The 3,017-nt window shown below is 52.4% G+C and carries 3 protein-coding genes and 1 pseudogene; 1 reads left to right on the forward strand and 3 read right to left on the reverse strand.

Annotated elements, in window-relative coordinates; translation table 11 throughout:
• The coding region (locus ACIQ3A_RS14720) for a VCBS domain-containing protein (protein ID WP_396432474.1) at positions 1-995 on the reverse strand (995 nt) is incomplete at its 3' end.
• Between the two features lie 433 nt (positions 996-1,428).
• On the opposite strand from ACIQ3A_RS14720, the gene ACIQ3A_RS14725 reads away from it, so the two are divergent.
• Positions 1,429-1,632 carry a hypothetical protein gene (locus tag ACIQ3A_RS14725; protein WP_396432475.1) on the forward strand — a complete coding sequence of 68 codons (204 nt, stop codon included), beginning with the start codon at positions 1,429-1,431 and terminating at the stop codon, positions 1,630-1,632.
• A 201-nt stretch (positions 1,633-1,833) separates the two neighbouring features.
• Here the strand turns inward: ACIQ3A_RS14725 and ACIQ3A_RS14730 are convergent, their stop codons facing one another.
• Complete coding sequence (locus ACIQ3A_RS14730) at positions 1,834-2,601, reverse strand: class II glutamine amidotransferase (RefSeq protein WP_396432476.1); 768 nt, start codon at positions 2,599-2,601, stop codon at positions 1,834-1,836.
• A 2-nt stretch (positions 2,602-2,603) separates the two neighbouring features.
• Positions 2,604-3,017, reverse strand: a pseudogene (locus ACIQ3A_RS14735) (MFS transporter); the annotation flags it as partial.

The raw sequence follows: 3,017 nt of genomic DNA on the forward strand, positions 1-3,017 counted from the left end.
GACACCGTGATCGCCTGCGGCGTGCCGTCTGCTGACGTCACTGTCACTGTGTCAAGTGCGCTCTCACCCGCACTCAGACTGTCCATCGAGGCCGTAAGGTTATAGACCCAAGCTCCTGCCGTATCAATCGTCAGAACACCGTAAGAGCCTGTCTGGGTACTCGCCGAAAACTGGCTCGCATTGTCAACATCAACCACGCTGGCCGCGCCAGAAACAGAGGCTGTGTTTTCCCCCAGAGTCCCTGTCCGGACTCCAAAAATCTTTGCATCATCGTTAGTGCCATCTGTGTTTTCGCGTACGTAAAACTCGGCAACGGAAACCATTGAAACTTCGTAAGCGTATGCAATGTCAGCTGCAATGGGATTATTGAGGACAAATTCATCGGTTTTTCGCCCTTCATTGGCACCGTTTTGCACGTAATGGCGCATGCCCGCTTGTACGTCTGAACCAAAGGCATCCAACAAATCACCATAAGAGGCCAAATAACCCCAAGCATCAAACGTGACTGTTCGCCCTTCTTGGGCGCCAAATCGAATATAGTGCAGCGCTGCTGCTTGCACATCGGTGTTGAAAGCAGCACGCAAATCCGCATACGAGGCCAAATAACCCCAAGCATCAAACGTGATGGAACGCCCTTCCTGTGCGCCGTACTGCACATAGTGGCGCGTCGCCGCATCAGCGTCAGAGCCAAATGCGCCGCGCAAATCCGCATACGAGGCCAAATATGACAGTCCATCGAAAGTCACCGTGCGACCTTCGATCACACCCGACGTGATGAAGTGACGAGTAGCGTTCTCTACATCTAAGCCAAATGCATTGCGTAGGTCCCCATAAGAAGCCAAATATGCCCACGCATCAAAAGACACAGTTCTACCCTCGGGCACCCCACTGGTCTTGTAGTGCTGCCCCGCAGCAGCTGTATTTGTACCGAATACATTGGTCAAGTCTCTGTAAGAGGCAATGTATTCCAGTATGAAGAGCGTTGAAAGATTCATTTTTGATGACTTTATGACTAATAAAACAAATCCACAAAAATGCGGAATTGGTCGTAATTTACCATCAAATTGGGCGTTAACCTCTTTTCGCAGTTATGAATTTTTATTTGCATCAATTTATTTGACACATTAATACGTCGTTTGTATTGTTTAAGCAACAGAGGGTTTACCGATTGAAATGCAACGCCCAATGCAGATGACGTGCTGGATCACTGCTGCAATACGCCCATCGCGGATCAGCCGCCCGGTCCCGTGAGTTTTGAATGACACGCATGAGGCAAGCACTAAAGCAACAACCACATGCAACTTAAATTAATATTAAAGTACTTATAAAAATATTAATTATTAACTTATTTAAAATAATTAATCTTATTTTAATTAAATATTAGTTAAAAATCTTTGCTTGATCGATTTCCACTTGCGGGGGTCCTGCATGAGTCCTTTGCAAATAACTTGGCTGGATTTTTTACGAATCAGTTGCAGCTCCAATCTTGCAATTGTTGACGGCAAACAAAACAACGAGGTCGCCTTTGAGTTCTACCAATGGGAGCTAGGAGGCTTTCGTGTCAATGCTGCCCGCCTCGATCACGGGATTGAACTTTTGCGAAGTGTTGGCATGCGCAAAATCGGCAGCTGAGATGCTTGCAGGCTAACGCCGCACCGAGCCAGGTTCATAAAGACATAACTATTCTCATGCGAACAAGAAGACGTCATTTCACCTTGCCACACAGGGAAAGAGTCTTTTCCTTAGTCACCCCGGGCTTGACCCGGGGTCCAAATATTTGAGCTTGTCAGAGATCCCCGCAAGATTGACCATGGTGATTGCAGCATTTCAGCGTCAACTCAGCTGCAAATCCCCGCCCTCAAAGGTGTACAAGCGGCCCAGCTCAAAAGCGACCCAGGCTTCGTCGGTGGTCAACGGGGCGGTCACCACCACCGCGACCCTGTCGGTCTTGCTGGCATGGTCAGCAAAATTCACACTCAGGTCTTCATCGCTCAACGTCGCTTGCGTGAATGGGTGCCTTCGCAAAACGTAATGCAGGTTCGTGCTGGCATGCGCCCACAATGCTTGGCCGTTGGACAACAAAAAGTTGAAGGTGCCAAAACGGGCAATTTGTGGCACCAACTCGCGCAGCGTCAGAGACAGCTCTTGCACGCTGGGCACACTGGCATGTGACTTGGCCAGCTCTTGCATCAGCCAGCAAAAGGCGCGCTCGCTGTCCGTTTGCCCCACAGGCTTGAAGCTGCCGTGCAAGCGGGGGGCGTAATCCACCAGATTGCCGTTGTGTGCAAACACCCAATACCGGCCCCAGAGCTCACGCACAAACGGGTGGCAATTTTCCAGGCTCACCTCGCCTTGCGTGGCCTTGCGGATGTGCGCGATCACGTTGCGGCTTTTGATCGGGTAACGCCGAATCAACTCGGCCACAGGCGAACTGCTGGCGCTTTGGTGGTCCACAAAGTGACGCACGCCCAAGCCTTCAAAAAAGGCAATGCCCCAGCCATCGCCATGGTGGTCGGTGAGGCCCCCGCGCTGCGCGAAACCGCTGAAGCTGAAGGTCACATCGGTCGGGGTGTTGCAGTTCATGCCGAGCAGTTGGCACATGGTCAGTCTTTCTTGTGAGGGACGCTGGACTCGCCCATTTTCCAGGCGGCCAGCAAGGCCAGCGCGGTCATGGTGGCCAGAAAAACAAAGGTCTCATTGAACGCACGCAAATCGGCGCTGCCTGGGCTGCTTGAGGCCAGGGCGTACACCGCCAGACGCCACTCCAGCACGATGGCGCAAATGCTCACGCCCGCCGCACCGCCCAGCATGCGCACAAACCCGATCACACTGGAGGCCTGCGGGATCAAGTCTTTGGGCAAGCCACGCAAAGCGCCCAGATTGAGCGAAGGCAGGATGAAACCCAGCCCAATGCGCCCCAAAATCACCAAAATCCAAAGCAAGGCCAAGCCCGCCGCCGGGTGCACCAAGGGCATGAGCGCAAACGACAGCGCCAGCAAAGCCAGGCCCCAGCTCAC

Source organism: Limnohabitans sp. (assembly GCF_044361985.1).
Taxonomy (GTDB): Bacteria; Pseudomonadota; Gammaproteobacteria; order Burkholderiales; family Burkholderiaceae_C; genus Limnohabitans_A.

Coding starts and splice junctions, on each gene's coding strand:
- ACIQ3A_RS14730 (WP_396432476.1), bottom strand. CDS start 2,601: ATGTGCCAACTGCTCGGCATGAACTGCAACACCCCGACCGATGTGACC.
- ACIQ3A_RS14725 (WP_396432475.1), top strand. CDS start 1,429: ATGAGTCCTTTGCAAATAACTTGGCTGGATTTTTTACGAATCAGTTGC.